This window comes from Sporosarcina sp. HYO08 (assembly GCF_001563475.1).
GTDB lineage: Bacteria > Bacillota > Bacilli > Bacillales_A > Planococcaceae > Sporosarcina.
This window is the reverse complement of sequence record NZ_LPUT01000012.1, coordinates 246,609-271,097: the sequence shown is the minus strand read 5'-3', so window position 1 is coordinate 271,097 and position 24,489 is coordinate 246,609. Positions and strand designations below refer to the sequence as shown.

Genomic DNA, 24,489 nt, shown 5'->3' with positions numbered 1-24,489 from the left:
CAAATTTCAGATTTAAGATCCGATTAAATCTTTTCTCAGACGGTCAAGCTTTGCGCTTACACTGCTGTCATAGATTTGGTTGCCAATTTGAAGACGGACGCCTCCGATTAGGCTCGGATCGATAATATTTTCGATTCGCAATGCTTGTTTGCCAACTTTACGTGCGAAAACTTTTGAAATAGATTCACTTTCTTCTGCTGTAAGTGGTCGTGTGGAATATACTTTTGCTTCTGCAACACCAGCTGCATCATTTGCAAATGTTGTAAATTCGTCAGTGATATTGACAACTTCGTCAATACGTTTCTTATCTAGCAAAAGGGATAATGTATTCAAGACATACACATTTGCATCCTTGAATAATGTCGTTAATAGTTCTTTTTTCTTGTTCACCGATAAATTTGGTGAATCAAGCAATTGGCTAAGCTCCTTGTTTGAAGCAAAAACCTTTTTAATTTCGTGAAGGTCTGCTTGAATCGGCGCGATTTGGTCATTTTGCTGAGCGGACTCAAACAATGCAAGCGCATAACGCTTTGCTACAACCGATTTACTCATCGGCCTTCGCCTGCCTTCACAATCGTCTCTTCAATCAATGCGCGGTTGTCTTCCTCGGAAATTTCTTTGCCAAGCACTTTAGACGCTGCAAGAATAGATAGAGATACGAATTCTTCACGTACTGCTGCAACTGCTTTTTCTTTCTCAGTTGCAATTTCAAGTGTTGCCGCTTCTTTCATGCGGTTCACTTCTGCGCGGGCTGCTACTACAAGCTCTTCACGCTGTGTTTCACCTTGTTTGCGCGCATTTTCAACAATCGCTTGTGCACTTTCGCGAGCTTCTTTTAAAAGGCTTTGTTGTTCATCCAAAAGCTTTTGTGACTCTTGACGGCTTTTTTCTGCTGCCTCGATTTCATTCGCGATGAGCTCGGCGCGTTGATCCATAACACCCATTAATGGACCCCATGCAAACTTCTTGAGAAGAATCATGAGAATCGTGAAAAATGTAACGGTAACGATAATGTCACCTAAGTTTAGTCTGTTATTTAATGCTTCTAAAAACCCTGGATTAGCATTTGCTGCCAAGAGGGTGAAGGTGTTCAAAAACACGATTGTTTCACTCCCTTCAAGAGCTGTGATCTCTTTCGATATGGAAAATGATGTTTAATTGTTTACTCATGTGGTACTGAAGTTTACATAAAGGAATGGCGAAGGACTTCAAATTACGCTCTTCGCCATTTTATACAAGTTTCTTAAATGATTAGCGGTTCATTACGATGAACGCGACAACTACAGCGATGATTGGAAGTGCCTCAACTAGTGCAACCCCGATAAACATTGTTGTTTGTAGTACGCTACGTGCTTCTGGTTGACGTGCAATTCCTTCGACTGTTTTAGAAACGATCATACCGTTACCGATACTTGCACCAAGTGCACCAAGACTAACTGCGATTGCTGCTGCTAATAGACCCATAGTATTATTTCCTCCTAATTTTTAACTTTTTTTGTTGGGTAACCCACGATGCGGGTATTATATGTTTAATGATCCGTGCTCACTTTATGAGACATGTAGACCATCGACAACATAACGAAAATGAATGCTTGGATTGCCCCGATAAAGATCGAGAATCCTTGCCAAGCGAGGGCTGGTATTAATGCACCGGCAAAGCCGAAAATGCTAGAAGCCCCTAGTGCTGCAAGTAATCCAATAAGGATTTCACCTGCAAAGATGTTACCGTAAAGACGCAGACCGAGTGTCAGCGTGTTTGCGAATTCCTCAATGATTTTCAATGGGAACATAAATGGTAGCGGTTTTAAAAATCCTGCTCCATATCCTTTGAGACCATATAATTTAACACCGTAATAATGCGACAACACAACTACCATTGAAGCAAGTGTTAAAGTTACAGTCGGATCAGCTGTTGGCGATTTCCACCATAAGTTGTGGTCCCATACAATTGCGAATGGAAGACCTAGGACGTTTGCTACGAAAACGAACATGAGGAGCGTAATCCCAAGAACATGGAATCGACCACCTGTTTTCCAGTCCATATTATTCTTAATAATTCCTTTAACGAAGTCCATGACCCATTCCATGAAGTTCTGCATGCCGGTTGGCTTTACTTGCAGATTGCGAGTAGATATAACTGCAATTAGAAAAACAATCAGACAAGTAACAAAAAGCATTAGAATGTTTGAACCGTTAAACATTATCCCGAACATTTCAAAATCCGGATTTTCGTGGTTCACGTTTCGTTCACCTCCCTTTCACAGTCAGGTACTTATTTTTTCGCGTGAAATATGATCCTATCAGCTAGTAACAGAATATACGGAACCATAACTCCAACTACTGTGCTGTTTAGATCAAAGTATTTTGGCAACCCAATGGCAATTGCAGCCGCGGCTACTCCAGATGCAAAACGCATTCCGGTCCCAAGTGACACTCCTCTTTTTCCTTCCGTAACTTTTTGATCAAATCTTTCCATTCTACGGACAAGAATCCAAAAATTATACAATCCAAACAAAGATCCTAATATTAAACCTGCAAAAACCGTTTGAAAGTTCGTGAATCCCCAGCCTATAACGAACAATGCGAGCAAAAAAAAGAGAGCTTTCCTTTGCCTATTATGTACTTCTTGCAATGTTTGCATAGTTGGACATTCTCCTGTTTTTGAAATTTTGAAGTGGTGTTTTTCTTAGGCGTGGATTGTTTCGTTCTGCGACTCTAAAAGGGAAAAAGCGGCACGCATTTCTCGTTGTTCAGACCCCGCTATTCAAGTCGAAATCTGTAAAATGTAAGCGAATCGCGTTGAATGCGTTCACCAGGACACGTTGCCTGTGAATGATTAGAGAAAGATCCCCGACTTACCGCATTCGGCGTCCAGTGAAAGGATGATAGAACGTGTTGAAAACAACCATTTTCGCCCGTTTCCACATAGTAGAAACACCTATCATTCTTACCTTTGTTAGCATACAACAGGGACTTTTTGATGTCAATTGATTCCCTTGAAATTCTTCACAAACTGTTCCCTTTGTCAAACAATGGACATATTTGACGGACGGCAGTGAAGGTTCATGAATAATTGAAAAAGTCATGTGATTGCGGCATTTTAAAGTAAAATTGAAGGATCTCTTACTCAATACACGATGGGCTTCCTCGAGAAAATACGGAGCTATTCCCAAATGAAGAGCCAGGCACTTCTGGGATAACCCCGTATTTTGTGAGTTATGTCTTATGCTTGCGCAGACAAGTATTTTTTCAGCGCTTCAACAATACGTTCTGAAGCATGCCCATCTCCATATGGATTGGATGCTTGCGCCATTCTTGTATATTCTTCTTCGTTTGTTAAAAGTGTGTCGGTCAACGAGAAAATTGTCTCCTCATCTGTTCCTGCTAGCTTTAGTGTTCCAGCTTCAATGCCTTCCGGCCGCTCCGTCGTGTCGCGTAAAACAATGACTGGTTTGCCAAGTGACGGTGCTTCTTCTTGAATACCGCCGGAATCTGTCAAAATGATATGTGAACGTGCTGCAAAGTTGTGGAAATCAACGACTTCTAGTGGCTCAATTAAATGAACGCGATCATTGTCGCCAAGCAGCTCATCTGCTACTTCCCGTACAGCTGGGTTCATATGAACAGGGTAAATGACTTGAATGTCTTCATGCTTCGCAAGTAATCGATTAATCGCACGGAACATATTGCGCATCGGTTCGCCTAGGTTTTCTCGGCGGTGCGCTGTTAACAGAACAAGCTTGTCTGTCCCTAGTCTTTCAAGAACTGGGTGTGAATATTGTTCGCGAACAGTTGTTTGAAGTGCATCGATGGCAGTGTTTCCAGTTACAACAATTCGGTCTGCCGGCTTCCCTTCATTTAAAAGGTTTTGCGCCGATTTTTCTGTTGGCGAAAAATGCAGGTCCGCAATGACGCCTGTCAGTTGGCGATTCGCCTCTTCTGGATACGGGGAATATTTATCCCACGTACGGAGTCCAGCCTCAACATGTCCAACCGCAATTCGGTTGTAAAATGCTGCCAAACTTCCGATAAATGTCGTGGACGTGTCACCATGAACGAGTACAATGTCGGGCTGCGCCTCTTTCATAATCCGATCTAACCCTTCAAGCCCTAGCGTCGCAACGTCTATAAGCGTTTGGCGATCCTTCATAATATTGAGGTCATAGTCCGGGGTGATGCCGAATGTATCTAATACTTGGTCAAGCATTTGGCGATGCTGGGCCGTAACCGTTACAATCGATTCAATATCATCTGAATGCTTTTGCAATTCTAAGACGAGCGGCGCCATTTTAATCGCCTCCGGCCGCGTACCAAAAATCGTCATCACTTTCCATTTTTTCTTCAATACTTTCACGCCTTCCGATTCATTTTGTTCCGAAAAGTCTGTCGCCAGCGTCACCAAGTCCTGGCACAATATAACCTTTTTCATCCAGCTTCTCATCAAGTGCTGCAATGTAAATGTCCACATCTGGGTGTGCGTCCGTCATCGCTTTCACGCCTTCAGGTGCTGCGATCAAACACATGAAACGAATATTTTTCGCACCGCGTTTTTTCAAGGAATTCACTGCTTCAATCGCAGATCCCCCTGTTGCAAGCATCGGATCAACGAGAATAAATTCACGCTCTGAAACGTCGGAAGGAAGCTTTACATAATATTCAACTGGCAATAATGTTTCCGGGTCACGGTAGAGTCCGATGTGACCAACTTTTGCGGCTGGAATTAAGTTCAGTATTCCTTCTACCATTCCAATTCCCGCCCGTAAAATTGGCACAATGCCGAGCTTTTTACCAGCTAGGACATTGGTTTTGGAAGTGCAAACTGGTGTTTGAATCTCAACTTCCTGCAGTGGCAGTTCGCGTGTAATTTCATAAGCCATGAGAGTTGCAACTTCGTCGACGAGCTCACGGAACTCCTTTGTTCCTGTGTTAATGTCTCGTATGTAAGTCAGTTTATGCTGAATGAGCGGGTGATCAAAAACATGTACTTTTGGCATAATAATCGCTCCTTTTCGGAATGTCTTGTACATTATAACAGAATGATTCCAAAGCGGCACGCCGAATGTGGTGCTTTGAAGATGTTCTTTTTTGTGGAATATTTAGACGGACTTCGGGAATCATTGTTGTTTCAGGGAACTCAGTGGGCTTTCTGGGGAACTCCACGGGCAATCAGGGAAACTCAGGGTACGGTGCGGGAAACCCGATCTACTTTTAGGGAAACTCGACAACTAGTTGGTACGATCCAGACAGAGCAAAACGGAGCCGCTAAAAATAGCGGCTCCGTTCGTTACTTCTTATTCATATAACGGAAACTTGTCAGTCAACGCAGCTACGCGCTTGCTTGATTCTTCTTTCACTGCTTCATTTTCATGGTCTTTTAGAAGTGTTGCCATGATTGAAGCGATTTCTTTCATTTCTTCTTCTTTGAAGCCGCGTGTTGTGACAGCTGGTGTACCGATTCGGATACCAGATGTGACGAATGGGCTTTCTTGATCGAATGGAATCGTGTTTTTGTTCACTGTGATGCCTACTTCGTCAAGTACGTGCTCTGCGATTTTTCCTGTAATGCCGAGTGAGCGAAGGTTTACGAGTACGAGGTGATTATCCGTACCACCAGAAACGATGTCAACACCTTCTGCAATTAGTGCTTCAGCAAGTGCTTTTGCGTTGCTTTTCACTTGTTGGATATATGTTTTGAATTCCGGTTGCTGTGCCTCTCCGAATGCCACTGCCTTTGCAGCAATAACGTGCATTAACGGACCGCCTTGTACGCCAGGGAAGATCGATTTGTCTAACTTGCGACCGTTTTCTTCTGTTGATAAGATGAGACCGCCACGTGGACCGCGCAATGTTTTATGTGTTGTAGATGTTACGAAATGTGCGTGCGGTACTGGATTCGGGTGCTCGCCAACTGCCACAAGACCTGCAATATGCGCCATGTCAACAAATAGAATTGCACCGACTTCATCCGCAATTTCACGGAATTTCGCGAAATCAATTTCACGTGGATATGCACTTGCACCTGCAACGATCATTTTTGGCTTGTGCTCAAGTGCTTTTTGACGAACATCTTCATAATCGATGCGCTCGTCTTCTTCACTCACACCGTACTCCACGAAATTATATAGCTCACCAGAGAAGTTTACTGGGCTGCCGTGCGTTAAATGTCCACCATGGGATAAGTTCATACCAAGTACTGTGTCGCCTGGTTTCAATGTTGCAAAGTAAACAGCCATATTTGCTTGTGCACCAGAGTGCGGCTGAACGTTTGCATATTCTGCACCAAAAATTTCTTTCAGACGGTCGCGTGCAATGTTTTCCACCACGTCGACATGCTCACAACCGCCGTAATAGCGGCGACCTGGGTAGCCTTCTGCATATTTATTTGTCAAGTAAGATCCTTGTGCTTCCATGACTGCTTCTGTCACGAAGTTTTCAGATGCAATCAATTCAATATTAGATTGCTGACGTTTTTTCTCTGCTTTAATTGCTTCATAGATTGCTACATCGTCTTTTTTCACATTTTCTAAATTCATTTGTCCATTTCCCCTTCTTCCTCTAGTGTATAAACCGCACGTGCTCCACCAATTAGTTTTGGTCGAGTCGTGGCCGCCGTTACTACCGCATCCCCAACTTTTTGAATCGAGGTTCGAATTGGGACTGCGACAGGCTTCAAATGCATGCCTATTAATGTCTGTCCAATATCGATTCCCGCATTGGCTTGAATAGATTCTACAACGACCGGATCATTCATATGACGATAAGCATAATGGGACATTGAACCGCCCGCATGCATCGCCGGAACGACAGAAACTGGATCTAAGTTAAATTTTTCGGCAGCTTTCTTTTCAATTGTAAGCGCACGGTTAATGTGCTCACATCCTTGGAAAGCTAAATGAAGCTGATGCTTTTCTGCAAATTGTTTTAAAGGTGTGAAAAGAGTTTCTCCCACTTCAAGTGCACCAGATGTCCCAATTTTCTTCCCGGCAATTTCAGATGTCGAACAGCCAACAACGAATAATGTATCTGGCACCAATTCAACTTGTTCGGCCATTTCCGATAATAACTGTTCCACCTGTAACTTCCATAAATTTAGCGCATCCACACGATCACTGCCCTTCACAATTCCAGTTTGACGACTACCTATTTGTCTTTTACTTGGATTCTAATTCCATTACCTTGCCTACACGACGCTCATGTCTTCCGCCTTCAAACGGCTCGCTTAGCCATGCTTTTACAATTTCTCTCGCGAGGCCTGCTCCGATAACGCGCTCGCCCATTGCAAGAACGTTAGAGTCATTGTGATTTCTCGTTGCTTTTGCACTAAATACATCATGAACAAGTGCACAACGAATTCCTTTTACTTTGTTAGCTGCGATAGACATCCCAATGCCCGTCCCACAAATGAGTATCCCTCTGTCATAATTGCCTGATGCCACGCCGTTTGCAACAGCACCCGCATAGTCAGGATAATCAACAGAATCATCTGAATCCGGTCCAAGGTCTACAAATTCAACGCCTAATTCACTTAAAAGCTGAACGATTTCTCGACGTAGATGATTGCCGCCATGATCGGAAGAAATTGCTATTTTCATGTCGCACTGATCCTCTTTTCATAATTTACTCACAACTCATTCTATCATTATAATTTGAAAAATTACAGCCCTAATCAAAATTAGAGCTGTAATATGGTCTTTATAGTATTATTAATTATTTCAGTTCTTATCAATCGGGAAAGCGATCGCTACTAATCGTACTTTGTCCGATCAAATTGATTGATCACTTGATACAGTTGCTCTGATTGATTTTTCAAATGACTGGTAATGGCATCTGCCTGTTCAATTGAATGCACTTGTTCTTCGGTTGCCGCTCTTACTTCTTGCGCTCCCGCGGAAGTTTCTTCTGCGATGGCTGCTACTTCCTGTGATTGGCGGCCTGTTATTTCGATATTAACGAGTTGGCGTTCCATTAAGTTTGTGATGTCAGTCACTGCGGCCGCCATACCGTTTACTTGATCCGTCATCGTCTGCATTTCTTCACTCGCTTTGTTCGCATGCATGACTTCTAGCGATGCAGTTCGAACTAGTTCATCCATACCGCTAACGATTTTCGCGACATCGATTTGAATTTGACCGACGAGTGCTGAAATTCCTTTCACCGCTGCGGCACTTTCATCTGCAAGAATCCGAACTTCTTCTGCAACGACCGCAAAGCCTTTCCCGTGTTCACCGGCACGAGCAGCTTCAATGGAAGCGTTTAGCGCTAGTAAGTTCGTCTGCGTCGCGATATTGCCAACAAGCTGAACAATTTCACTAATGCTTTTCGCACTGTTATCAAGGTCTCGTATCGTTTCTAAAGAGTGTTCACTTTGGGATGACATTTTTTGAATGCCGGTCACAATTGTATGGAAGGCTTCAGATGTATGTTGCAGCCCCGTAAGCATTTCTTTTGAACGCAATGAAGAATTTTCTGCCCGATGATTCACTTCGACTGCCAATTGCCGAATGTCTTCGATTGCCTCTGCGGTTTCTTGTATAGCCATTGCCGATTCTTCAGCACCTGTTGAAATTTCCGTAATCGTGGACGCCACTGCCTCGGCTTGTCCAGTTGCGACTCTTGTTTCTGCTGATAGTTTGTCCACAATGTCGGCTGTTTTCTCAAAGTTCACCTCAATTTGCCCGACGATCGCCTGTAGGTTATGTACCATTTGTTGAAATGCTTCAGCGACGGATCGAATTTCATCCGAAGAATTTGGCAAATCGATTTCCGTTCCGATTTTTCCATCCGCTATTTGGATCGCGGCTTTTTCAAGATTTTGCAACGGTTTAATAAGAATCGTACTAAATAGTGCTGCTAAAATGCCGGACCATACAACACCAAGCGTATATGTGATAACCGCAAACCAAAATAGTTCAACCTTTGGAAAGAAATACGGCTGAACAATGTTAATAAATAAAGCACTTGTTGTATACGTGACAATTGCCAAAATCGTAACGAATAAGACAAGCTTTTTACGCAATCCAAATTTCTTTTTCTTGGCCATTGTCATGATTGATCCCCTGCCATTTTTTGCACAAGTTCATCCATTATGTTGGACAACTCATTAAATGTACGGCGATATGTATCCAAATCTCCTCCAAATGGGTCTAATACGTCCCTTCCATCTGTTGATTGAACATAACCTTTTAACGTAAATGTTTTGTGTTTTACTTCCGGGAATGAAAACAGTAGTGCTTCCTTATGCGCTTCTGTCATTGTCAAAATCACATCCGCCCAGACCAAATCCTCCCTAGAAACAGAGCTAGACACTGGCGTATAAGGCATGGATGATTCTTCGATTAGTTGCTTGGCGTTTTGCGCAATCGGAAAACCATCTCCGGCATGAATCCCTGCTGAACGGACCGTTACACCATCCAACGCTTTTGAACGAAGAATGGCCTCTGCCATCGGACTTCGACATGTATTTCCTGTACAAATAAAGTAAATATTCATATTCTTATCACCTACTTTCCACATTAACTGAGTTTTACCTATTTTGACATGCTTAATTTCAACGAATACATGACAAAACACCCATAATCAAAAGTACAAGCCCCGCAAAACGTCTTAATCGATGACCCGTTTTAAAGCCAAGGATCCCTTTCAACGTAAGGGATAAGTAAGCTAGCGTAAAGGCAAATATGCCAGAAGCTAAAATGAATATAAATTTGTCCATTTGCAGCATTCCAAACGACACGCTGACGGAAAATGTATCTAAACAAACCGCAAGTGCAATGACGAAGGGAGGTAGCTGCTTCGATTCAGAAACCGTTTCGTTGTCTTGTAAAAGCATATGTATTCCGATCAAGGCTAGTAAAATACCGGACAATAAACTACTCCAAGATGTAAAAAAATACATAGAAAATTCTCCGGTAATAAATCCCAAAAAGGGAAAAAGCATATTTAGCAATGAGGTCCAAAGCGCCAATGCAAGCTTTCCTTCTTTTACTTGTAACAAGCTATACACAACGATAATATCGATGGACGTAATGCCAGCTGAGAATAACTCAATCAAATAATGACCTCCCGCATAGAGCATTCTTTCATCCTATGCACTCTATTGAAAGGTCATTCGTTATTGTTATGCGTATCTGTTTCCATTCGCGGCTTTCATTAACCGATTCATAACTGCCGCACCAATACCAGTTGGTTCAGTTTCCACAGCTAAAATGACATCAGCCTCTGTCGTATCGCACTTACGAAGAACCCCGTATAAATTAGCGGCCATCGCGGACAAATCATTTTTTGCACCTATTGCAAAATACCAATCCGCTGTTGAACCATTCCATTCATTTGGACCAATGACAGCAACCTTTTTTCCTTCCTGGTGGAGTTGATCTACGATGGCATTTAATCGCCCTTCATCCTGCGGAATGATGTATAGCGGTGCAAGAGGGGCATAATGTGGATATTTCATCCCCGGGGATCGCGGTGCTTCTTTGTCGGAAGAGTCACCTCCGGCATGAACCTGTCCAATGACCGATTCGATCATTTCCTGTGTAATACTGCCCGGCCGCAAAATCGTTGGCGGATTTGTCGTCATATCGATCACAGTCGACTCGACACCGACACCCGTTTGTCCGCCGTCTAAAATGAGCGGGATACGCCCCTTTAAATCATCATAGACATGAATCGCTTCCGTCGGGCTTGGCTTCCCGCTTCGATTCGCGCTCGGTGCAGCAAGCGGCGCTTCCAATGTACGTAGCAATTCAAGCGCAACGGGATGGTTTGGCATACGAATCCCTACGGTCTCAACGCCAGGTGTAACGGTTGCAGCGATTACTCCAGGAATCTTATTAAAAACAAGCGTGAGCGGACCAGGCCAAAAAGCTGTCATCAATTTTTGTGCATTTTCAGTCACACCCGTCGCATATCGTTCAACTTCTTCGATATTTCCAATATGTACAATTAACGGGTTGTCAGAAGGCCTTCCCTTCGCCGCAAATATTTTTTGTACAGCTTCATCATTCGTTGCAATTGCACCAAGCCCATAAACCGTTTCTGTCGGGAAGGCGACAACCCCGCCGCTTTCCAATAAATCCACAGCCTGTTGATAACTTTTTTGTTTATCCATAGATTTATCCACTGAAATAATCGTTGTTTCCACGTGCTGATTCCCCTTTTATTCACAATTCATCGTAATTATCCACAAAAGTTGTTGATAACACTAAGCAAACTTCTTTTTTATCCACTCCCATACGAAGAAAGTGACTTCATTTTCCTCATTTTCTGCCTTCTTTTCTTTTTCCATCTCTTTTTCATCTGGAAAACAGATTTTCGGGAATAAAGCACACCACCAATTATCACCTCGACCGCTTCCAATTGTCAGTATATACGCGTCATAATTTGATTGTGGATAAATCAATAAACCTGATCGTTTCGGCGGAAACAATGCTTCTTTGCGTTCAAGCGTGATTTCTTTATTGCCGGCTAGCGATTGAGCGACCCTAACAATCTGTTCTTCAATCGCGAGTAAGTTAGCCTCTAATTCTTCCTTTGACTGCGAAGCTGCGACTGCCTGCTGAATAATCGGTTCTATTTCTTGCTGGATCGCTTCTTTCATTTGCTGATCCACAGGTGCATTAGAGTGTGCAAGTAAGCGAAATCGAATCGATTCTTCGTCCGCCCGCTCTACTGTGAATAATGTTATGACTGATTGAATGATGATTAATAATATGATGAATTCAATGATTGGTGTTAACTTTTCAAACAATGATTTCTTTTTTGCAATCTCGTAATCTGGCAACATATCTCTTCCCCTCCTACACAAATTGTTGCCAGGAGGTGGAAGATTTATTCACAAGTCTTGCAAAATATCATTCGGTCTTTCCCATTTATATCCTGGACGATATCCACAGCCGCGTTCGGAAATGCCTGTTGGAACAACTTATGCACAGCCTTACCTTGTTGATAGCCGATTTCCACACCTATTAGTGATCGTTTGTTCATAAGCGGCGGAAGCGTGTTTGCAAGTTGTTGATAAAAATACAATCCATCGTCTTTTGCAAATAAAGCGCAATGTGGTTCGTGCTCCAAGACAGAATTTGTCATTTGGTCCGCCTCATCATACGCAATATACGGGGGATTGGATAATACGACATCCCATTTTCGGTCGGCAATCGGCTCTGTTAGATCGCCTCGCCGAAAAGAAATGGCCGCTTCTAATGCCTCAGCATTTTGTTTAGCAATCGCTAAAGCGCCCTCACTAATATCCGTTGCATAGACATTCGCTTCGGGCCATTCTTTTTTAAATGACACCGCAATTGCCCCGCTTCCTGTCCCAATATCGACAACAGAAATGGCTTTATCATGAAAAAGTAGCTGGCTTCGTTTCAGCGCTTCAAAAACAAGCTCTTCTGTTTCCGGGCGCGGGATCAGAACATTCGCGTCAACTTTAAATAGGCGACCGTAAAAACTTTCTTGGCCAATAACATATTGCAGCGGCTTGCCCGAAAGCAGCTCATGCATTTGCGACCAAAATTGCTGCTGTTGTTCCTCTGTCAGTGGCTCGCGCCAATCTGCCAGTAAGGAAGCGCTAGATTTTTTCGTCACAAATTCCATAAGTAATGAAGCCATATTTGTTTCTAGCCCTTTTTCTTCCAGTAGAGCAGAAGCCCGTTTAATCGCTTCAAATATTTTTTCATTCATTACGATCTAAGCTTTCTAGACGATAGGCTTGTTCTTCCATGATGAGCGCGTCGATAATTTCATCCATTTTACCTTCAATAATTTGATCGAGCTTTTGAATCGTCAAACCGATGCGGTGATCTGTTACACGATTTTGCGGGAAATTATACGTACGAATTCGCTCGGAACGATCTCCAGTACCGACTGCGGACTTCCGCTTTTCATCGTATTCTGCCCGCGCTTCTTGGGTGAATTTATCGTAAATTCTTGCACGCAGCACTTTCATCGCTTTTTCTTTATTTTTAATTTGGGATTTTTCATCTTGACAGGACACTGTGATGCCTGTTGGCAAATGCGTAAGACGAACTGCTGACATCGTTGTGTTCACCGATTGTCCGCCTGGCCCTGATGATGCGAATGTATCGACACGGATATCTTTTTCATGAATATCTATTTCAACTTCTTCCGCCTCAGGCAAGCATGCGACAGTTGCTGTCGATGTGTGAATGCGGCCGCCCGATTCGGTTTCAGGCACACGCTGAACACGGTGGGCACCATTTTCATATTTCAACTTAGAATAAGCACCGTTTCCGTTTACCATGAAAATGATTTCTTTAAAGCCCCCAAGCTCCGTCGGCGATGAGTCCATAATTTCCACTTTCCAGCCATGCATTTCCGCAAAACGGCTGTACATACGGAACAAATTGCCTGCGAATAATGCCGCTTCATCGCCGCCTGCCGCACCGCGAATTTCCATAATAACGTTTTTGTTGTCATTCGGATCTTTCGGTACGAGTAATATTTTGAGCCTTTGCTCAAGGTCTTCAATGGTATCTTCCAGTTCGGATACTTCCATTTTAACGAGTTCTTTCATTTCATCATCAAGCTGGTCGTTTAACATTTCTTTCGCACTCTCAAGTTCGGCTTCAGCCTTTTTATATGCCTGATATGTTTCCACCGTTTCTTGAATACCAGATTGTTCTTTGGAATATTCGCGGAGCTTGTCCATATCGCTAACAATTTCAGGATCGCTCAATAATTCATTTAACCGCTCGTATCGGTCTTCTACCGCTTGTAACCTTTCAAACATGCGTCCACCTCTTCTACAGACTGTTTTTACATTTATTGTACGGGATAAATATTAATTAATACAATATTTTCCTTGGTGTTAAAGATTAAAACCCGCCCGGTGAACCGGTCGGGTTTGTCGTTTGCATTAATTCGTCGTTGGTATGGAAACACCTTTAGGTACTTCATGGTGTTTTCTGCATCTTGCTTCGTAAGCCTCTGACGCGCCTACTAAAATAATCGGGTCATCATATCCCGCAGGTTGTCCATTGATAAGGCGCTGCGTGCGGCTTGCGGGCGAACCACAAACCATACAAACCGCCTGCAATTTTGTTACATGCTCCGCAATTGCGATGAGGCGGGGCATTGGGCCAAATGGTTCTCCGCGGAAATCTTGATCGAGCCCTGCCAAAATAACGCGAAAGCCGCGGTCTGCAAGTCTTGTGACAACATCGACAATTGACTCATCAAAAAATTGAGCTTCATCAATTGCAATGACGTCATAGTTATCTGACAAAAAGGATTCAATATGCGAAGAATCTGCGATCGGATAGGCAATAACGGTTGTGCCATTATGGCTGACGACTGCTTCTTCACTAAAGCGGTCATCTATTTCCGGTTTGAACACGGCAATTTTCTGCTTTGCAAATTGCGCACGGCGAACACGACGGATCAACTCTTCCGATTTACCCGAAAACATGCTGCCACAAATGACTTCAATCCAACCGCCTTGCATTGATACGTACATATAACTCTTCCCTCTTTCATTTCAGCACTTCTTTTAAATGTATTTATATCATGTCATTAACGTTTTATTTTCATTTGTTGTGTAGTTTAAATAAAAACACCCGCCTGGCGCTTTGCACCTGACGGGTATTGCGAAAGATTACTCTTCGTCGCGGCCTTCTTCTTTGAGACCATATTTTTTGTTGAAGCGGTCGACACGGCCGTCCGCTGCAGCAAATTTTTGGCGTCCAGTGTAGAATGGATGGCATTCTGAGCAAACTTCCACTCGGATGTCCTCTTTTACAGAACCTGTTTCGAATGTGTTTCCACATGAACATGTGACAGTTGCTACTTTATAAGCTGGATGAATTCCTGCTTTCATCAATCTCTCTCCTCTCGCCCTGAACCATCTGGAACAGAGTTTTTTAAGAGGTTGTTCAAAAGACTCCGGTAAAAATGATCTTCGGATTACGTTGTCAGCTCGCCACTCCGCTGCTCACGTATTAAAATACGCTCCGTTGCTCGTAACTTCGCTTCCTAGTACTCCTCGATCCTTTTCATCCTCGTTTTTGAACTCCTCATTATAAGACTGATGCCTTACACGACCCGTTAACCGTCAGCCGTATATGCAGCAGATCGTATTTAACATACCTGAATTATTATAGCAAGTTTGTTTTTTCGATGCAACTATTTTTTAGTGATAAACATATGGGATTTTATAGAAGTCCTTTTCCATTGCGATGTGCTTTCATTTCCTCATTAAGCTTGTCGAAAAACTCTTCGTTTGTTTTCGTTTGGCGCAACTTCCTTAAAAAGCGTTCCGCGAAATCTGTCGCATCGGAAAATGTTTTTCGAATGGCCCATAGTTTTTCTAACTGATCGGATGGAATGAGCAACTCCTCTTTCCGTGTACCAGAACGTCGAATATCAAGTGCCGGGAATATACGTCGCTCCGCTAAGTTCCGATCTAAATGCAGTTCCATATTTCCTGTTCCCTTAAACTCTTCATAAATGACTTCATCCATTCGCGATCCTGTATCGATCAAAGCTGTCGCAAGAATCGTTAGGCTGCCGCCTTCTTCCAAATTTCGGGCAGCTCCAAAAAAGCGTTTCGGGCGATGAAATGCAGCTGGGTCTATTCCCCCGGAAAGCGTTCGCCCACTTGGAGGGATCACAAGGTTGTAAGCACGTGCTAAACGTGTAATGGAATCCATTAAAATGACGACATCGCGCTTATGCTCGATTAAACGCATTGCCCGCTCTAACACAAGCTCAGCAACTTTCACATGGTTTTCAGGCACTTCGTCAAACGTTGAACTCACAACATCCGCCTTCACAGAGCGCTCGATGTCAGTTACTTCTTCTGGACGTTCGTCTATTAACAGTACGATGAGTTCTGTATCTGGGTAGTTCGTCGTAATGGAATTCGCAATTTCTTTTAGCAACATCGTCTTACCGGCTTTCGGAGGTGCTACGATTAGTCCGCGCTGTCCGAACCCAACCGGTGAGACAAGATCCATAATTCGTGTAGATAGCTTATTTGGGGATGTTTCTAGACGGATATGCCTATCCGGATAAAGTGGTGTTAATGCTGGGAAATGTACACGTTCACGTGCTACTTCAGGGTCTTCCCCGTTCACAGCCTCCACATGGAGCAAACCATAATAACGTTCGGATTCTTTTGGCGGACGTACTTTTCCTGTCACTTTATCACCATTACGAAGGTCAAACCGACGAATTTGGGAGGCAGAAATATAAATGTCTTCTGAACTTGGAGAATAATTAATCGGCCGCAGGAAACCATACCCCTCGGATTGAATAATTTCTAGTACACCCTCCATAAAGAAGTAACCTTCTTGTTCAGCCCTAGACTTTAAAATTGCGAAAATAAGCTCTTTTTTCGTCAATTTTGCATAATAGGCAATTTTGTATTGTTTAGCGAGGGCATATAACTCTTTTAAGGTCATATTTTCCAACGCTGATATTGTTAACGTTGTCATTTTTTCCGCACCACTCTTTTAAATTAATGGATAGTTTATCTTTATTTATTGATTAGATTGAGGTTTTTTATAATTGAAGGATGCCCGGCTGTCGCCGGGCATGGAGGTCACTCAGTCTTGCATAACGAGCAAAGGTTTTTTCTTCATGCTGTGACGGCCTTCTACAAAACGGATTGTTCCTGACTTGGAGCGCATCACGAGTGAATGTGTCTCGCTATATGCACCTTTAAATTGAACGCCACGAAGAAGCTCACCGTCTGTTACTCCGGTCGCTGCAAAAATCGCATCATCGCCTTTTACAAGATCTTCCATTCGCAACACCTTTTGAACGTCGATGCCCATTTTTTCACAACGCACTTTTTCTGCCTCGTTGGAAGGCACAAGACGACCTTGAATTTCACCGCCGAGACATTTTAGCCCGACTGCCGCAATAACGCCTTCAGGTGCACCGCCTAAACCAAACAGAATGTCGACGCCAGTTTCGTCAAAAGCCGTATTAATGGCTCCCGCAACATCACCATCATTAATTAACTTGATGCGTGCACCGGCTGCTCGTATTTCTTCAATCATTTGCGCATGACGCTCACGATTTAAAATCGTTGCGACCACATCACCTATATCTTTGTTTTTTGCTTTTGCCACCGCAATTAAGTTGTCCGTAATAGAAGCGTCTATATCAATTTTACCTACCGCTTCCGGGCCTACTGCTATCTTATTCATATACATATCAGGCGCATGCAAAAGATTTCCTTTATCTGCAATCGCAAGGACTGCTAGGGCATTCCAGCCACCTGAAGCAACGATATTCGTACCTTCTAATGGATCAACAGCCACATCTACGTAAGGTCCTTGTCCCAATCCGAGCTGTTCACCAATATAAAGCATCGGCGCTTCATCCATTTCACCTTCCCCAATGACAACTGTGCCTTGCATTGGAATGGTGTCAAAGACGGTGCGCATTGCTGTCGTTGCAGCATCATCCGCTTCATTTTTCAAACCGCGCCCCATCCAGCGTGCAGCGGAAACCGCGGCCGCCTCTGTCACGCGAACTAATTCCATCGATAAACTGCGTTCCATGCTATCCCCCCGTTTTTACGGCTCAACCATTATAGGTTGTACTATTCATCATTAGTATAACATAATTGCATAGAACTGTTTATCAATTATTTATTCACTGCTGCTTTTTCCGGAACTGGTACTTTGGAGATGTCTGCGCCAATGCCGCGCAGTTTTTGGATGAGAGAACTATAGCCGCGTTCGATATGTTGAATTTCTTGCACTTCTGTTTCTCCTTCTGCGATTAAACCAGCAATGACTAACGCAGCACCCGCACGCAAATCAGTTGCACGAACTGTTGCGGCTTGCAGTGGCGTAGGTCCTGTTAAAATGACTGAGCGTCCTTCCACTCGCCCATCCGCATTCATTCTCCGAAGTTCATCGATCTGTTTGAATCGAGCAGAATAAACTGTATCGGTAATGATTGAAGAGCCGGCAGCTTGTGTCAATAAGACCGAGAAAGGCTGCTGCAGATCAGTCGGAAAGCCCGGATAGACAAGTGTCTTAACGTCAACTGCATGAAGCTTGTCAGTTTTCGGAATATAGATTTGCTCTTCTCCTTCAACAACATTAACGCCCATTTCTCGGAGCTTGGCAGTTAATGCTTCTACGTGGAATGGAATGACATTGTCAATAATTACGCCATTCCCCGCGACTGCCGCCATGATCATAAACGTTCCCGCTTCGATCCGATCAGGTATAATTGTATGGTTAGTGCCATGCAGCTCATCGACACCGTCAATTCGAATGACGTTTGTTCCTGCACCTTTAATTTTTGCGCCCATATTCGTAAGCAGCGTTGCCACATCAATAATCTCCGGCTCTTTTGCTGCATTTTCAATGATCGTCTGACCTTTTGCAAGGACGGCCGCCAACATAATATTAATTGTCGCCCCAACACTGACAACGTCCAAGTAAATTTTCGCACCGCGCAGTTCATCTGCCCGTAAATAGATGGCACCATGCTCGTTCGTTACTTTTGCACCGAGTGCTTCAAAGCCTTTAATATGTTGGTCAATTGGTCTAGGCCCTAAATGACAGCCACCTGGTAAGCCAATGACGGCTTTTTTAAATTTCCCAAGCATTGCACCCATTAAGTAATAAGACGCCCGTAATTTCTTGACGTCACCATTCGGAAGAGGCATCGCAATCATTTCACTTGGATCGATCGTCATTGTTCCTTCATGGAAATTTACTATCCCGCCGATTTCCTCCAATAAACTCTGTAATGTCAGAACATCGGAAATCTCAGGCAATCCCTCAATTGTTACAGGAGAATTAGCGAGGATTGAAGCTGGAATTAAGGCAACTGCACTGTTTTTCGCACCGCTCACTTTAATCGTCCCTTGAAGACGATTACCTCCTCTAATTTTGTAAACGTCCATCATCTTCTCCTTTGACATGTTACTTATTTTTCCTTGCTTCCCAGTCATTCAAAAACGCTTCGATCCCTTTATCTGTCAGTGGATGATTAAACATCTGTTTCAACACACCAAATGGCGTTGTTGCAATATGCGCACCACTTAGCGCAGCATCTGTTACATGTTGAGGTCCTCGGATCGACGCAGCAATAATTTCTGTTTTCATATCGTGGATCGTAAAGATGTCTGCAATTGTACTGATGAGCGACATGCCATCTTGACCAATATCATCAAGTCTGCCAAGGAATGGAGAAACATACGTAGCACCTGCACGTGCAGCGAGAAGCGCTTGGTTCGCACTGAAGATTAAAGTTACGTTTGTTTTGATCCCTTCTGCAGCAAAGACAGAACAAGCTTTTAGACCTTCCGGTGTCATTGGCAATTTAACTGTAATATTAGGTGCAATGGCCGCAAGTTCACGTCCTTCTGCGATCATTCCTTCTGCATCAAGAGCAATTACTTCTGCACTTACCGAACCTGGAACAAGTGCACAAATTTCGCGTAAACGGTCATGGAAAGGTACATTTTCTTTTGCAACGAGGGATGGATTTGTCGTTACACCCGCTAAAATGCCCCAGCTATGTGCTTCTTTAATCTCTTCAAAGTTTGCTGTATCAATAAAAAATTTCATTCCAAAATCCTCCTAAATAGAACTAAATAAATTAAACTAAAAATCCTCATTTTTATATCATATATATGGAAAAAGAGGAGAACATCCTAGTTGTAGAATGTTTCTCCTTTACTTTTTCATTCAATTGCCTATTGTTATGCTTTTTGTGAACTGCCAAATTCGCGCATTTTACCAATAACTGCTTGCTTAATCGCATCGCGCATTGGCGCTAAATATTTGCGCGGATCGTATACATTCTCGTCCGCAGCTAGTATTGCACGAACTGCCTTTGTTCCTTCGATTTGGTTTTCTGTATTAACGTTAATTTTCGCTGTCCCTAAAGAAATTGCACGTTGAATATCTTTTAGCGGAATACCTGTACCTCCATGAAGTACTAAAGGTAAGTCAGATTGGCTAGAAATCTCTTCCATTTCCTTAAATCCTAAGTTCGGCTCACCTTTATATGGGCCATGGACCGAACCGAGCGCTGGCGCTAAGCAATCAATATTTGTTCTTTCAACTAGTTCCTTACACTCTGCCGGATCTGCATAAATAACACCGTCTGCGATCACATCATCTTCTTGTCCGCCAACGACACCTAATTCAGCTTCTACGGACACACCGTGTTGATGTGCATAGTCGACAACTTTCTTCGTTATCTCAATATTTTCGGCAAGCGGTTTTGACGAAGCATCAATCATAACGGAGGTGAAGCCAGCATCAATCGCCTCTTTACATTTTTCAAAGCTTGAACCATGATCAAGGTGAATAGCAACTGGAACTGTAATTTGATAATCGTGCATTAAACCTTTTACCATGTTTACAACTGTTGTAAAACCACCCATATAGCGGCCCGCACCTTCTGATACCCCTAAAATTACTGGAGATTGTTCTTCTTGTGCAGCTTGTAAAATAGCTTGCGTATATTCAAGATTATTCAGATTAAACTGTCCGATTGCATAACCTTCTTTTTTTCCTTTAATCATCATTTCTTTCATTGAAACAAGTGCCATTGCTATTCCTCCTTCAGAAGTTCAGCTTCTTACTCAATTACACCACGGCGTAATTGCGTCCAGATATTTACCCCATTTATCATAACAAAAACAGACAGTGTTTACCACTGCCTGCTCTGTGAGCTTTCAAATATTTCATTGACTGCATCTCGAACTTCGTATATATCAAATGGCTTTGTAAAATATTTATCCGCACCAATTTTCAACGCATCATCTGTTAGTTCGATTTCCCCGTATGCAGTCATCATAATGACTGGCAACTCTGGCCTATCACTTTTCAATCTTTTTAATACTTCGATCCCATCGAGACCGGGCATTTTCATATCAAGCAACACACAGTCCGGAACCTCTTCTTCCACGGATTTAATCGCTTCAATTCCATTCGAAGCAAGCTTTGTTTTATAGCCCTCCCGACGAAAAACTTCATCAAGTAACAGCCTGATTCCCGATTGGTCATCAACTATTAATAGACTTTTCAAGAACCCACCCCATTTCTCCTTGGCACATATTCCCCTTTGTAAGTACCTTTACATTAAACCCTATTAGACAAGCACGCTGCTTATTCCTTCTTTTTTCTACAATCTATTACAACTACGTAAAACTCTACCACAAATTGTACTATTTTAGTAGGTATTCTACAAAAAGTTCTTCTTTGCTTTCCAGTATGCCTATTCTTATAATGAAATGGAGGTGGTTTTCTTGAAAATACTAACAACACAAATAGGAGGGCTCCTTCAACGAATTGCATCCAACAACGAAGAAGCTATAGGAGAGACAGCACGACTTCTAGCACAAGCGTCGGTCGGCGAGGGGCGGGTTGTTTTTGCTGGTTTCGGAGAGCTTGAAGCTGTTGTTATGACAGCACTAGAAGGTATAGAACCGTTTAAAGGCGCGATCCGTTACGAAGATGGCATGCCCATTGAAAAAGTGGATCGAGTTTGGCTGTTAACACGTTCCTCAGAAGATGAAAAAGCTTTAAGGCTCGCTCGCTCACTATCTGAAAACTTTATCCCTTTTGCGGCTTTGGCTGCGGAAAAGCTTGACGATTCAAATGCGCTAGCGGATTTTTCGTATACTTATCTATCTACCGGCCTGACGCGAGGGCTATTACCAGGGGTGGATGGTGAAAGGATTGTTCAGCCTCATGCACTCGCTGCTCTTTTTATCTATGAAGCGGTGAAGATGGCCTATGATGAGATATTAATGGACTCCTAAAAAAAGGTGCCAGGCACAAGGACAAAATGATGTCCCTGCCTGGCACCTTTTTATTTTAATTTTGTATCGCCAAGGCTGCACCGATAAATTCGCGGAACAGCGGCTGTGGTTTTGTTGGACGTGAAGCAAATTCTGGATGGAACTGTACCCCTATGAAAAATGGATGGTCCTCGAGTTCCATAATTTCAACGAGTAATCCGTCTGGACTTGCGCCAGAAACGACCATGCCCGCCTCTTCAAATCGCTCGCGGTATTCATTATTAAACTCATAGCGGTGTCGATGACGTTCGTACACAAGCTCTTCACCATATGCAGCACTTGCTTTTGTACCGCTTTTCAATTTACATGGATGGAGTCCGAGACGCAAGACGCCGATGTCTCCATCGCCATTATATTCAGGATGGTTTTCAATAATTGCATTTTCCGTCTCGGGATCGAATTCTGTTGAGTTTGCCTTAGAAATCCCCATAACATTTCTTGCGAATTCGATCGTTGCTAATTGCAAACCGAGACTGATGCCGAAGAATGGGATTTTACGTTCACGCGCGTAGCGAATCGCTTCAATTTTCCCTTCAATACCACGATCTCCGAACCCACCTGGAACAACTATCCCATCCATACCTTCAAGCATTGCTGCTGCATTTTCTGCTGTCACATCTTCCGAGTTAATCCACTTAATTTCAATATCCGCATCGAAGCCATAGCCCGCATGTCGCATCGCTTCAACTGCTGAAATATAAGCATCGGGAAGTTCGACATATTTCCCGACGAGGGCAATGCGAACTTTTTTGGAGAGGGATTTCACTAGACCTACAAGCTCTTTAATTTCTGTTAAATCCGGATCGCTCGTTTCTAGTTCTAAAAAGTCAACGACAATCTTGTCCATTTTTTGCTCATGCAAACGTAAAGGAACTTCGTATAATGTTTCCGCATCGAGCGCCTCGATCACTTCTTCTGGTTTAATATTACAGAAAAGCGCTATTTTGTCTTTCATATCTTGCGGCACTGGATACTCGCTTCGAACAACGATTATATTCGGCTGAATGCCAAGGCTTCGCAATTCTTTCACGCTGTGCTGGGTAGGTTTTGTTTTCATTTCACCCGCCGCATGCAAATACGGAATTAACGTATTATGGATATACATGACGTCGCTTTTTCCGAGATCGATTTTCATTTGACGGATCGCTTCAAGATACGGCAATGACTCAATATCTCCGACACTGCCGCCGATTTCTGTAATGACGACATCTGCGTTCGTTTCTTTCCCTGCACGTTTAATCATATTTTTGATCTCATTCGTAATATGCGGAATGACCTGGACTGTTGCACCTTTATAATCACCGCGACGCTCTTTTTTCAAGACAGAGGAATACACTTTACCCATTGTGACATTCGAATACTTATTGAGCTTAATATCGATAAAGCGTTCGTAATGACCAAGGTCAAGATCTGTTTCTGCACCATCTTCCGTTACAAAAACTTCACCGTGTTGATAGGGACTCATCGTTCCCGGATCCACGTTAATATAAGGATCAAATTTCTGGATCGTTACTTGTAGCCCTCGATTTTTTAATAGCCGGCCTAAAGATGCCGCGTTAATCCCTTTACCTAGTGACGAAACGACACCACCGGTAACAAAAATATATTTTGTCATGAAAAATCCTCCGTTCCTTTTTACGCTCATTGGCAAAACAAAAAAAGCGCCCCTTCGACCGTAGTTTAGTCTACAGGAGGAGCGCATATTCACGAGTTCATATCCTTTTTAAGGAGCCCAATAAAATCTTATATTTTCAGGCGAGCGAAGTCAAGCAATTATTACTCAAGCTCGTCCTCTTCATCATCGTCTTCCTCAATGTCCATTTCCTCATCGTCAATGATTTCAAGTTCGTCGTCTGGATCTATTAAATCCTCCTCGATTTCGATCTCTTCGTCGTCTTCATCTTCATCATCGTCTTCTTCGTCATCTTCATCGAGCAATTCGTCGAACTCGTCGTCGAATAACTCATCTTCCTCTTCCTCTTCTTCGTCTTCATCATCATCGTCGACTTGTTTTTTCTTTTTCTTCTTACGGACCCGGACAACAGGAGCCGTTTCTTCTTCAATCTGGTCTACAGGATACCATTCACGCAATCCCCAACGGTTGTCATTGATTGCAAGAAATCTTCCATCAATATTCATATCTGTATAAAATTGTTGCAGCCTCGATTTCATTTCTGCCTCGCTTAAGCCTGTTAGTTTACGGATTTCATCCATTAGTTCTAGTAATGTAAGTGACTCGCGTCTTTCCGTTAAAACTGCAAAAGCGATATCGATCATCGACTCTTCCGCAAGCTGTTCTTTTGTCATTTCATGGATATTCAATAGAGGCACGTCCTTTCTCTAAACAGAAGCATACTTATCATTATATACAATGCCATTCAGAATATGCCACAATCTTTAACTCTTTTTAAAGTGTTTTAGTTCTTTGATACAAATAAAAGTAAGATAAATGGCCGTTAGCAAAAATGGAATTGCACCTAAGTTGTTATCGTAAAGCAAAAAGGTGAGAACTGCAAGGAACGCTATTATCAAGATATGATGATAAAATTTCAATGCCGACACCTCTTTCAACTCATTCCTTACATTATACATGGAAATAACAGTCAATAGTACCGCCCATTCCAATTCCTACATAAACTTTACATTAGTATAACCATATTCCTTACAAAATCTAAAAA

General features: G+C 42.9%; 28 protein-coding genes. 1 reads left to right on the top strand and 27 read right to left on the bottom strand.

All coding sequences use genetic code 11. From position 1 onward, the window contains the following. Positions 1-12: 12 nt before the first annotated feature. The 25 genes from AU377_RS05825 to AU377_RS05700 all read right to left on the bottom strand — a co-directional run bounded on the left by AU377_RS05825 (position 13) and on the right by AU377_RS05700 (position 21,036). Positions 13-552, bottom strand: coding sequence for a F0F1 ATP synthase subunit delta (locus tag AU377_RS05825; RefSeq protein WP_067405522.1), 540 nt, complete (start codon positions 550-552; stop codon positions 13-15). Continuing rightward, the gene (gene atpF, locus AU377_RS05820; RefSeq protein WP_067405515.1) at positions 549-1,076 is read right to left on the bottom strand and encodes a F0F1 ATP synthase subunit B; all 528 of its coding nucleotides are present in this window, start codon (positions 1,074-1,076) and stop codon (positions 549-551) included. Before atpF ends, AU377_RS05825 begins: the two co-directional genes overlap by 4 nt. Positions 1,077-1,251: 175 nt before the next feature. Beyond that, complete coding sequence (atpE, locus tag AU377_RS05815; RefSeq protein WP_067405512.1) at positions 1,252-1,464, bottom strand: F0F1 ATP synthase subunit C; 213 nt, start codon at positions 1,462-1,464, stop codon at positions 1,252-1,254. Positions 1,465-1,529: 65 nt separating this feature from the next. Further along, entirely contained in the window at positions 1,530-2,240 is a 711-nt protein-coding gene (atpB, locus tag AU377_RS05810; protein WP_082731935.1) for a F0F1 ATP synthase subunit A, read from the bottom strand. A 32-nt stretch (positions 2,241-2,272) separates the two neighbouring features. After that, positions 2,273-2,641, bottom strand: a complete 369-nt coding sequence (locus AU377_RS05805; protein WP_067405509.1) for an ATP synthase subunit I — start codon at positions 2,639-2,641, stop codon at positions 2,273-2,275. A gap of 582 nt (positions 2,642-3,223) precedes the next feature. Beyond that, positions 3,224-4,345 (bottom strand): non-hydrolyzing UDP-N-acetylglucosamine 2-epimerase, encoded by a 1,122-nt coding sequence (wecB, locus tag AU377_RS05800; RefSeq protein ID WP_067406084.1) that lies wholly within the window; start codon positions 4,343-4,345, stop codon positions 3,224-3,226. A 19-nt stretch (positions 4,346-4,364) separates the two neighbouring features. Continuing rightward, positions 4,365-4,994 carry a uracil phosphoribosyltransferase gene (gene upp, locus AU377_RS05795; protein ID WP_067405504.1) on the bottom strand — a complete coding sequence of 210 codons (630 nt, stop codon included), beginning with the start codon at positions 4,992-4,994 and terminating at the stop codon, positions 4,365-4,367. A gap of 297 nt (positions 4,995-5,291) precedes the next feature. Continuing rightward, on the bottom strand, positions 5,292-6,533 hold the full coding sequence (glyA, locus tag AU377_RS05785; protein WP_067405498.1) for a serine hydroxymethyltransferase: 1,242 nt from the start codon (positions 6,531-6,533) through the stop codon (positions 5,292-5,294). Further along, complete coding sequence (locus AU377_RS05780; protein WP_067406082.1) at positions 6,530-7,051, bottom strand: TIGR01440 family protein; 522 nt, start codon at positions 7,049-7,051, stop codon at positions 6,530-6,532. Before AU377_RS05780 ends, glyA begins: the two co-directional genes overlap by 4 nt. A gap of 100 nt (positions 7,052-7,151) precedes the next feature. Then, the gene (rpiB, locus tag AU377_RS05775) at positions 7,152-7,592 is read right to left on the bottom strand and encodes a ribose 5-phosphate isomerase B (RefSeq protein ID WP_067405496.1); all 441 of its coding nucleotides are present in this window, start codon (positions 7,590-7,592) and stop codon (positions 7,152-7,154) included. Positions 7,593-7,744: 152 nt separating this feature from the next. Next, entirely contained in the window at positions 7,745-9,046 is a 1,302-nt protein-coding gene (locus AU377_RS05770; RefSeq protein ID WP_067405490.1) for a methyl-accepting chemotaxis protein, read from the bottom strand. Next, positions 9,043-9,489, bottom strand: a complete 447-nt coding sequence (locus AU377_RS05765; RefSeq protein WP_067405487.1) for a low molecular weight protein arginine phosphatase — start codon at positions 9,487-9,489, stop codon at positions 9,043-9,045. The genes AU377_RS05770 and AU377_RS05765 overlap by 4 nt, the downstream gene beginning before the upstream one ends. A gap of 58 nt (positions 9,490-9,547) precedes the next feature. After that, complete coding sequence (locus AU377_RS05760) at positions 9,548-10,051, bottom strand: manganese efflux pump (protein WP_172794026.1); 504 nt, start codon at positions 10,049-10,051, stop codon at positions 9,548-9,550. A 66-nt stretch (positions 10,052-10,117) separates the two neighbouring features. Further along, on the bottom strand, positions 10,118-11,143 hold the full coding sequence (locus AU377_RS05755) for an L-threonylcarbamoyladenylate synthase (protein ID WP_067405482.1): 1,026 nt from the start codon (positions 11,141-11,143) through the stop codon (positions 10,118-10,120). 60 nt (positions 11,144-11,203) lie between these two features. Continuing rightward, the gene (locus tag AU377_RS05750) at positions 11,204-11,785 is read right to left on the bottom strand and encodes a stage II sporulation protein R (RefSeq protein WP_067405479.1); all 582 of its coding nucleotides are present in this window, start codon (positions 11,783-11,785) and stop codon (positions 11,204-11,206) included. Between the two features lie 44 nt (positions 11,786-11,829). Next, the gene (gene prmC / locus AU377_RS05745) at positions 11,830-12,684 is read right to left on the bottom strand and encodes a peptide chain release factor N(5)-glutamine methyltransferase (RefSeq protein ID WP_067405477.1); all 855 of its coding nucleotides are present in this window, start codon (positions 12,682-12,684) and stop codon (positions 11,830-11,832) included. Then, entirely contained in the window at positions 12,677-13,753 is a 1,077-nt protein-coding gene (gene prfA / locus AU377_RS05740; RefSeq protein ID WP_067405466.1) for a peptide chain release factor 1, read from the bottom strand. The genes prmC and prfA overlap by 8 nt, the downstream gene beginning before the upstream one ends. 126 nt (positions 13,754-13,879) lie before the next feature. Further along, complete coding sequence (locus AU377_RS05735) at positions 13,880-14,479, bottom strand: thymidine kinase (RefSeq protein WP_067405464.1); 600 nt, start codon at positions 14,477-14,479, stop codon at positions 13,880-13,882. A gap of 138 nt (positions 14,480-14,617) precedes the next feature. After that, the gene (rpmE, locus tag AU377_RS05730; protein WP_067405461.1) at positions 14,618-14,839 is read right to left on the bottom strand and encodes a 50S ribosomal protein L31; all 222 of its coding nucleotides are present in this window, start codon (positions 14,837-14,839) and stop codon (positions 14,618-14,620) included. A 334-nt stretch (positions 14,840-15,173) separates the two neighbouring features. Beyond that, positions 15,174-16,457, bottom strand: coding sequence for a transcription termination factor Rho (gene rho / locus AU377_RS05725; RefSeq protein WP_067405459.1), 1,284 nt, complete (start codon positions 16,455-16,457; stop codon positions 15,174-15,176). Between the two features lie 111 nt (positions 16,458-16,568). Continuing rightward, positions 16,569-17,534 carry a class II fructose-bisphosphatase gene (gene glpX, locus AU377_RS05720; RefSeq protein WP_067405457.1) on the bottom strand — a complete coding sequence of 322 codons (966 nt, stop codon included), beginning with the start codon at positions 17,532-17,534 and terminating at the stop codon, positions 16,569-16,571. Between the two features lie 86 nt (positions 17,535-17,620). After that, entirely contained in the window at positions 17,621-18,898 is a 1,278-nt protein-coding gene (locus AU377_RS05715; RefSeq protein ID WP_067405456.1) for a UDP-N-acetylglucosamine 1-carboxyvinyltransferase, read from the bottom strand. 19 nt (positions 18,899-18,917) lie between these two features. After that, positions 18,918-19,565 carry a fructose-6-phosphate aldolase gene (fsa, locus tag AU377_RS05710; protein ID WP_067405454.1) on the bottom strand — a complete coding sequence of 216 codons (648 nt, stop codon included), beginning with the start codon at positions 19,563-19,565 and terminating at the stop codon, positions 18,918-18,920. Positions 19,566-19,699: 134 nt separating this feature from the next. Next, positions 19,700-20,557 (bottom strand): class II fructose-bisphosphate aldolase, encoded by an 858-nt coding sequence (locus AU377_RS05705; RefSeq protein ID WP_067405452.1) that lies wholly within the window; start codon positions 20,555-20,557, stop codon positions 19,700-19,702. 101 nt (positions 20,558-20,658) lie between these two features. Then, on the bottom strand, positions 20,659-21,036 hold the full coding sequence (locus AU377_RS05700; RefSeq protein ID WP_067405450.1) for a response regulator: 378 nt from the start codon (positions 21,034-21,036) through the stop codon (positions 20,659-20,661). 220 nt (positions 21,037-21,256) lie between these two features. Here AU377_RS05700 and AU377_RS05695 point away from each other — a divergent pair, with 220 nt between their 5' ends. Further along, positions 21,257-21,772: a DUF2529 family protein gene (locus tag AU377_RS05695; RefSeq protein WP_253724394.1), complete on the top strand. Its 516-nt coding sequence runs from the start codon at positions 21,257-21,259 to the stop codon at positions 21,770-21,772. Between the two features lie 55 nt (positions 21,773-21,827). On the opposite strand, the gene AU377_RS05690 is transcribed toward AU377_RS05695, so the two are convergent. After that, a complete protein-coding gene (locus AU377_RS05690) occupies positions 21,828-23,426 on the bottom strand; it encodes a CTP synthase (RefSeq protein WP_067405445.1) in 1,599 nt (532 codons plus the stop codon). A gap of 161 nt (positions 23,427-23,587) precedes the next feature. Beyond that, positions 23,588-24,142 (bottom strand): DNA-directed RNA polymerase subunit delta, encoded by a 555-nt coding sequence (gene rpoE, locus AU377_RS05685; RefSeq protein ID WP_368664421.1) that lies wholly within the window; start codon positions 24,140-24,142, stop codon positions 23,588-23,590. Between the last annotated feature and the right edge of the window lie 347 nt (positions 24,143-24,489).

Coding starts and splice junctions, on each gene's coding strand:
- fsa (WP_067405454.1), bottom strand. CDS start 19,565: ATGAAATTTTTTATTGATACAGCAAACTTTGAAGAGATTAAAGAAGCA.
- rpiB (WP_067405496.1), bottom strand. CDS start 7,592: ATGAAAATAGCAATTTCTTCCGATCATGGCGGCAATCATCTACGTCGA.
- AU377_RS05805 (WP_067405509.1), bottom strand. CDS start 2,641: ATGCAAACATTGCAAGAAGTACATAATAGGCAAAGGAAAGCTCTCTTT.
- prfA (WP_067405466.1), bottom strand. CDS start 13,753: ATGTTTGAAAGGTTACAAGCGGTAGAAGACCGATACGAGCGGTTAAAT.
- AU377_RS05780 (WP_067406082.1), bottom strand. CDS start 7,051: ATGGCCGAACAAGTTGAATTGGTGCCAGATACATTATTCGTTGTTGGC.
- upp (WP_067405504.1), bottom strand. CDS start 4,994: ATGCCAAAAGTACATGTTTTTGATCACCCGCTCATTCAGCATAAACTG.
- AU377_RS05705 (WP_067405452.1), bottom strand. CDS start 20,557: ATGGCACTTGTTTCAATGAAAGAAATGATGATTAAAGGAAAAAAAGAA.
- glpX (WP_067405457.1), bottom strand. CDS start 17,534: ATGGAACGCAGTTTATCGATGGAATTAGTTCGCGTGACAGAGGCGGCC.
- AU377_RS05715 (WP_067405456.1), bottom strand. CDS start 18,898: ATGGACGTTTACAAAATTAGAGGAGGTAATCGTCTTCAAGGGACGATT.
- prmC (WP_067405477.1), bottom strand. CDS start 12,684: ATGAATGAAAAAATATTTGAAGCGATTAAACGGGCTTCTGCTCTACTG.
- atpE (WP_067405512.1), bottom strand. CDS start 1,464: ATGGGTCTATTAGCAGCAGCAATCGCAGTTAGTCTTGGTGCACTTGGT.
- rho (WP_067405459.1), bottom strand. CDS start 16,457: ATGACAACGTTAACAATATCAGCGTTGGAAAATATGACCTTAAAAGAG.
- rpmE (WP_067405461.1), bottom strand. CDS start 14,839: ATGAAAGCAGGAATTCATCCAGCTTATAAAGTAGCAACTGTCACATGT.
- AU377_RS05825 (WP_067405522.1), bottom strand. CDS start 552: ATGAGTAAATCGGTTGTAGCAAAGCGTTATGCGCTTGCATTGTTTGAG.
- AU377_RS05765 (WP_067405487.1), bottom strand. CDS start 9,489: ATGAATATTTACTTTATTTGTACAGGAAATACATGTCGAAGTCCGATG.
- AU377_RS05750 (WP_067405479.1), bottom strand. CDS start 11,785: ATGTTGCCAGATTACGAGATTGCAAAAAAGAAATCATTGTTTGAAAAG.
- AU377_RS05770 (WP_067405490.1), bottom strand. CDS start 9,046: ATGACAATGGCCAAGAAAAAGAAATTTGGATTGCGTAAAAAGCTTGTC.
- glyA (WP_067405498.1), bottom strand. CDS start 6,533: ATGAATTTAGAAAATGTGAAAAAAGACGATGTAGCAATCTATGAAGCA.
- AU377_RS05690 (WP_067405445.1), bottom strand. CDS start 23,426: ATGACAAAATATATTTTTGTTACCGGTGGTGTCGTTTCGTCACTAGGT.
- AU377_RS05735 (WP_067405464.1), bottom strand. CDS start 14,479: ATGTACGTATCAATGCAAGGCGGTTGGATTGAAGTCATTTGTGGCAGC.